5 protein-coding genes are annotated in these 5,925 nt (G+C 64.2%); 4 read left to right on the top strand and 1 reads right to left on the bottom strand.

Going from position 1 to position 5,925, the window contains the following annotated elements; translation table 11 throughout:
* Positions 1-4: 4 nt before the first annotated feature.
* On the bottom strand, positions 5-700 hold the full coding sequence (locus BFAL_RS01365; protein ID WP_055426665.1) for a FadR/GntR family transcriptional regulator: 696 nt from the start codon (positions 698-700) through the stop codon (positions 5-7).
* A 220-nt stretch (positions 701-920) separates the two neighbouring features.
* Between BFAL_RS01365 and BFAL_RS01370 the strand changes: the two genes are divergently transcribed.
* The 4 genes from BFAL_RS01370 (at position 921) to BFAL_RS01385 (ending at position 5,608) form a co-directional block, all read left to right on the top strand.
* Positions 921-1,478 carry a gluconokinase gene (locus tag BFAL_RS01370; protein WP_055426666.1) on the top strand — a complete coding sequence of 186 codons (558 nt, stop codon included), beginning with the start codon at positions 921-923 and terminating at the stop codon, positions 1,476-1,478.
* 68 nt (positions 1,479-1,546) lie between these two features.
* Positions 1,547-2,875: a GntP family permease gene (locus BFAL_RS01375; RefSeq protein ID WP_055426667.1), complete on the top strand. Its 1,329-nt coding sequence runs from the start codon at positions 1,547-1,549 to the stop codon at positions 2,873-2,875.
* A gap of 147 nt (positions 2,876-3,022) precedes the next feature.
* The gene (gene gnd, locus BFAL_RS01380; protein WP_055426668.1) at positions 3,023-3,898 is read left to right on the top strand and encodes a phosphogluconate dehydrogenase (NAD(+)-dependent, decarboxylating); all 876 of its coding nucleotides are present in this window, start codon (positions 3,023-3,025) and stop codon (positions 3,896-3,898) included.
* 585 nt (positions 3,899-4,483) lie between these two features.
* Positions 4,484-5,608: a DUF8462 domain-containing protein gene (locus BFAL_RS01385; RefSeq protein WP_055426669.1), complete on the top strand. Its 1,125-nt coding sequence runs from the start codon at positions 4,484-4,486 to the stop codon at positions 5,606-5,608.
* Positions 5,609-5,925: the final 317 nt, after the last annotated feature.

Consider the following 5,925-nt stretch of genomic DNA (forward strand, 5'->3'; position numbering starts at 1 on the left):
GCCGTCACGTGAGTTCCAGCGATTCGGCGACCTCGTCGACGATGTCGTGCATCGCTTCGCGCGCGCGGTCCGGGTCGCCCTTCCATATCGCCTCGGCTACGGCGTCGTGCGCGTCGAGCGCGGAGGGTTTCGGCTTCTGCGGGTACATGTGCAGTTCGACGCGGCCCCTGAGCACGATGCCGATGATGTCGGCCATCGAGGCGAACAGGTCGTTGCCGCTGCTGGTGAGGATCGAGGAGTGGAACCGCACGTCGAGATCGTGGAAGGCGTCGAGGTCGCCGGTCTCGCCGTGCCTGCGCAGTTCGCCCGCCATCACCGGGAACATCGCGCGCGCCTCCATCGTCGCGTTGCGTGCGGCGGCGGCCGCGGCGGCCGGTTCGACGGCGAGACGCAGTTCGGTGAGCGTGCGCAGCTGCTCCTTGCGATGCGACGACATGAGCTTCCATCGGATGACCTGCGGGTTGAGCGCGGACCACTCCCCCACGTCGCGCGGGACGAGTCCGACGCGACGGCGGATCGAGACCGCGCCCATCGCCTCCAGATATTTCGCGACTTCGCGCGCCACCGTGCGTGACGCGCCGAAGCGCGATTGGAGCGTTTCCAGCGTGATCGGCGTGCCGACCGGCCAGCGCCCGTCGAGGATGTCCACGGCGAGTTCGTCGGTGATGCCCTGATGCAGGGGCTCGGTCGATGCGCCCATGATGGTTCTCTCCCTGATTTCCGGCCGTTCGTACGCTTGTCATCATATCAATTCCGGCAATGATGCACGATTGTTGCCAAAGGTAATACTTTTGACTTGACAAGTACGATGAATAGGGCGTATAGTCATACCCAACAAACCAACAAGTCAACGAAGCGGTTGCTTAAGGCCCCGGAAACAGCGCCGGGCCGGAACCCACGGAATCGAAGGAGAATCCGAAATGAGCATTCATGTCGTCGTGATGGGCGTCGCCGGATGCGGCAAATCCACTGTGGCGGAGGCCATCCGCGACCGACTCGGCTACACCATGGCCGAAGGCGACGATTTCCACCCGCAGGCCAACATCGACAAGATGAGCGCCGGCCACCCGCTGACCGACGAGGACCGCTGGCCGTGGCTGCGCGTCATCAACACGTGGATGGTCGCGCGCGACGCGCTCGACCAGAACACCGTCGTCTCCAGCTCCGCGCTGAAGCGCGCCTACCGCGACCTGCTGCGCGAGAACGTCGACGTGTTCTTCGTGCACCTCGCCGGCTCCCAGGAACTGATCTACAGCCGGCTGTCCGCCCGCAAGGACCACTTCATGCCGCCGTCGCTGCTCGCCAGCCAATTCGCCGACCTCCAGCCGCTCCAACCGGACGAGAACGGTGTGGTCGTGCCGGTCGACGGCACCATCGAGGAGGTCGTCGAACAGGCCGTCGCGGCCGTGCGCGCGTATCAGGAGTCCAAGGTTCCGGAGCCCAATGTTCCGGTAGCCAAGGTCCCCGTGGCCGCCTGAGCCGTTCCCGACTCGTCTTTCCCGCTTTTCCCCTAACCCCATCCTTCCAACGACTGCAAGGAACCAACATGAATCTCATCATCGCGGCCATCATCGGCATCGCCGCCATCGTGCTGCTCATCGCCGTGGCCAAGGTCCACCCGTTCATCTCGCTCATGGTCGGATCGTTCGTCATGGCCGTCTGCGCCGGCGTCCCGTTCGACGAATCGTGGAACAGCTTCACGTCCGGCGTCGGTTCGACCGTCTCCAACGTCGGTCTGCTCATCGGCTTCGGCTCGATCATCGGCACATTGCTGTTCGCCTCCGGCGGCGCCGACGTGATCGTCGACACGATCATGGCGAAGACGCCGCTGCAGCTGCTGCCGTGGGCGATGGCGCTCATCGCGTTCATCGTCGGCATCCCGATGTTCTTCGAGGTCGGCGTCGTCATCCTCATCCCCGTCGTGCTGTTCGCCGCCCGCCGCGCCAAGATGCCGGTCATCCTGCTCGGCATCCCCGCCCTCGCCGGCCTGTCCACGCTGCACGCGTTCGTGCCGCCGCACCCCGGCCCGCTCGTCGCGATCTCCGCGCTCAACGCGAACCTCGGCGTCACGCTCGGCCTCGGCCTGCTCGTCGCCGTGCCGACCGTCATCATCTCCGGTCCGCTCATGGGCCGCATCATGGCCAAGTGGGTGCCGATCCAGGCGCCCGAGCAGGAAGCCGAGAAGGAAGCCGTCAAGGACGAATCCAAGCGTCCCTCCTTCGCCCAGGCCATGACCGTCATCCTGCTGCCGGTCGTGCTCATGCTCGCCGCGTCCGTCGTCGACCTGACCGGTCAGACCGAATCCGTGTGGGGCCGCACGCTCGTCTTCATCGGCACGCCGCTGACCGCACTGTTCATCACCGCTCTCGTCGCGATGGTGCTGCTCGGATTCATGCAGGGCCGCACCCGCGAATTCATCAACGGCGAGGTCGGCAAGTCCTTCGCCTCCGTCGCGGGCATCGTGTTCATCGTGGCTGCGGGCGGCGGTTTCAAGCAGACCCTCGTCGACTCCGGCATCGGCGACGTGATCGCCAACGGCATCTCCGAATCCGCGATGAACCCGCTCATCGCCGGCTGGCTCGTGGCCGTGCTCATCCGCCTCGCCACCGGTTCCGCGACCGTCGCGACCGTCACCGCCTCCGGCATCATGGTGCCGCTCGCGCAGGGCATGAGCCCGACGCACCTTGCGCTGCTCGTGCTCGCCATCGGCGCCGGATCCGTGTTCTTCTCCCACCTCAACGACGCCGGCTTCTGGCTCGTCAAGGAATACTTCGGCATGTCCGTCTCGCAGACGCTCAAGACCTGGTCCCTGATGGAGACCGTGCTCTCCGTGGTCGGCCTCGGCTGCGTCATGCTCCTCTCCCTGGTCTTGTGACCCGCGTCCTCGGCCCCCTCTGATGAGGGGGCTGTCAGCCGGAGGCTGACTGAGGGAGAGACCACCGTCACCCATAACCTTCATCACATACCGCAACACCCTGTAACCCCACTCCGTACCCCCACATCGTTGTGAAAGGACACTGAAATGCAGATCGGCATGATCGGACTCGGCCGCATGGGCGGCAACATGGCCAAGCGTCTCGCGGCGGGCGGCCACCAGGTCGTCGGCTACGACATGTCCCCCGAATCGGGCCGCGACGTCGACTCGCTCGCCGCGCTCGTCGCCGCACTCGACGCACCGCGCGTCGTATGGGTCATGGTGCCCGCCGGTAAACCCACCGACGACACCATCGCACGTCTTGCTCAGCTGCTGGAGCCCGGCGACATGGTCGTCGACGGCGGCAACACCCGATACGTGGACGACGCGCGTCACGCCGCCGAACTCGGCGAACTGGGCATCCGCTTCATGGACTGCGGCGTCTCCGGCGGCGTGTGGGGCATCGACCGCGGGTACGCGCTGATGGTCGGCGGCTCGCAGGAGGATTTCGAGTTCATGCGCCCGATCTACGAGACGCTGAAGCCGGAGGGGGAATACGGCCTCGTGCTCGCCGGGCCGGTCGGCGGCGGGCATTTCGCGAAGATGGTGCACAACGGCGTCGAATACGGCATGATGCAGGCGTTCGGCGAGGGCTTCGCCACGATGGTGCGCTCCGATCTCATCGACGATCCGGCCGCCGTGATGACCTCGTGGAAGTCCGGTTCGGTCGTCGGCTCGTGGCTGCTCGACCTGCTCGCCGAGGCGTTCAAGTCCGATCCGACGCTGGAATCGATGCCGCCGGTCGCCAATGAATCCGGCGAGGCCAAGTGGATGATCGAGGCGGCGCTCGAACTCGGCGTGCCCACGCCGGCCACCGCGGCCGCGCTGTACGCCCGCCAGACCTCGCGCGGCGGCGGTGACGACACGCTGCGCGTCGTCTCCACGATGCGCGCCCAGTTCGGTGGCCACGTCACCAAGGCCTAGTTACTCCCCACCCCCGTCATCTCGGCGCGATTCTGGTGCGCGGAACGGCCGTTCCGCGCACCAGAATAGCGCCGACTGTGTGAGTCAGCGCTATTGGCATGTTTCTCAGGTCAACGGTAAGCCACCCCACGGTTTGTTCCGGGGGACATACGGTTCAGCCCGGGGAATGGACGGTTCAATCCGGGGATGTGCCGTTATTCCGACACATTCCCCGGAGTGAATCGTGACTGCTGTGGAGTGAATCGTGACTGCCGTGGAGTGAACCGTGACTGTCGCGGACTGAACCATGGCCCGCGCGAGAATGATGCGCTATGACCCTGGTTTGCGCACGAGAATCGCGCGGACGTTGAACAATCACGCCGCGGAGCCGTCATGCGGCATTGTTCAATATGCATCGTGATGCGACGGCGATTGTTGCAGATCGTACCTGGTGTACGGGTAGTGAGGGGATATGAAAAGATAGAAAAGGATATACAAGGATATGAAAAGATTAAAAGGGATATACAAGAATATGAAGGAGCATAGGAACGGCTGCGGTCGCCGGATGTAGGCGATGTTGGCGCGGCAAGACCAGTGAGGTGTGATATGGCTAATCCGTTCAGGCCGTCGGCGGGGGCGAACCCCCCGTATCTCATCGGCAGGGACGCGTTGCTGGACGAGTTCGACGACTCTCTCGAGGCCGGTCCCGGGGCGCCATACCGTCTGATGCGCATTACCGGCAGCCGAGGCTCCGGCAAGACCGTGCTGCTCAACGCGCTGGGCAGGAGGGCCCGTGCGCGGCATTGGACGGTCATCGACGAGACCGCCACTCCCGGGTTCGTCGGCAATCTCATACTCACGTTGCGTGCCCAATATGGGCGGCGCAACGTGAAATCCGTCGAATTGCCCAGCATTGGCGTTGACGGGTTGGGAAGCGCCGACCTGGGCAAAGTGGAGTTCAGCGAGACCGCATTGCCGATGACGTTGCGTGCGGCTCTCACTGATGCAGTGGACCATATCGGCAAACGGCATGCGGACCGGGGACTGCTCATCACCGTCGATGAGACTCAGGGCGCCGATGTCTCCGATCTTCGAGCGCTGGCTACGGCGGTTCAGCATCTGATCCGCGAGGAGAGGAACATCGCGGTCGCGTTCGCTGGTCTGCCGGGCATGACCTCGTCGTTGCTGCACGACAACGTCATCACGTTCCTGCGCAGGGCGACACCTGTGGAATTGGGAGACATCTCGCTTGACCTCGTCAGCGACGCCTTCGAGGACGTCATCCGCGGGCAAGGGTATGACATCACGCCGCAGGCCCTGCGTATCGCCACTGAGGCGACGCGTGGGTATCCGTTCATGGTGCAGCTTGTCGGCTACAACATCTGGAGGAAAGCCTCCGGAACGATTATCGACGAGGACGCCGCGCGAAGCGGTGCCGAAGCCGCGAGACTTAGGCTCGGCGGGACCGTGCACGAGCCGGCCATCGAGGATCTGTCCAGCGTGGATCGCACGTATCTGCTCGCCATGGCGCAGGATGAGGGGCCGTCCCGCACCGGAGACATCGCCCAACGAATCGGCAAGGACGCGCAGTATGCGGGACGATACCGCGAGCGTCTCATCCAGGCCGGAATCATCTACTCGTCCTCGTATGGATATGTGGATTTCACCATTCCCTATCTTCGCCAATGGCTCCAGGAGCATGCCGCCACCCTCGTACTGCGTGGCGAGTAGGCGAGGCGCCAGCCGTTCTCAACGGTATGCCGGTGGTCAGTCGCATGGAGGCGTGTTTGGCGAGGTGGATGCTGGGTTAAGCCATGCTCCACCATCATGTGCGGAGCGTCGGTGCTCCACATGGATACTGGTGAACTGTTGTGTGGAGCAGAGATGCTCCACACGTTGTGTTCAGGTGGGTATTCGTGGCGTGTGTGGAGCGAAACTGCTCCACACTCGTGCCAGAATCCCCATATACGCCACATGTGGAGAGGCCGCTCTCCACACTTTCGCTCCTCCCCCTCCCATGCGCATTGCGTGGAGCGTTATCGCTCCAC

Source organism: Bifidobacterium aesculapii, assembly GCF_001417815.1.
Lineage (GTDB): Bacteria > Actinomycetota > Actinomycetes > Actinomycetales > Bifidobacteriaceae > Bifidobacterium > Bifidobacterium aesculapii.

What these genes read in the sequence shown, in the direction of transcription:
- BFAL_RS01385 (WP_055426669.1), top strand. Translation starts at nt 4,484, where the DNA reads ATGGCTAATCCGTTCAGGCCGTCGGCGGGGGCGAACCCCCCGTATCTC.
- BFAL_RS01375 (WP_055426667.1), top strand. Translation starts at nt 1,547, where the DNA reads ATGAATCTCATCATCGCGGCCATCATCGGCATCGCCGCCATCGTGCTG.
- BFAL_RS01370 (WP_055426666.1), top strand. Translation starts at nt 921, where the DNA reads ATGAGCATTCATGTCGTCGTGATGGGCGTCGCCGGATGCGGCAAATCC.
- BFAL_RS01365 (WP_055426665.1), bottom strand. Translation starts at nt 700, where the DNA reads ATGGGCGCATCGACCGAGCCCCTGCATCAGGGCATCACCGACGAACTC.
- gnd (WP_055426668.1), top strand. Translation starts at nt 3,023, where the DNA reads ATGCAGATCGGCATGATCGGACTCGGCCGCATGGGCGGCAACATGGCC.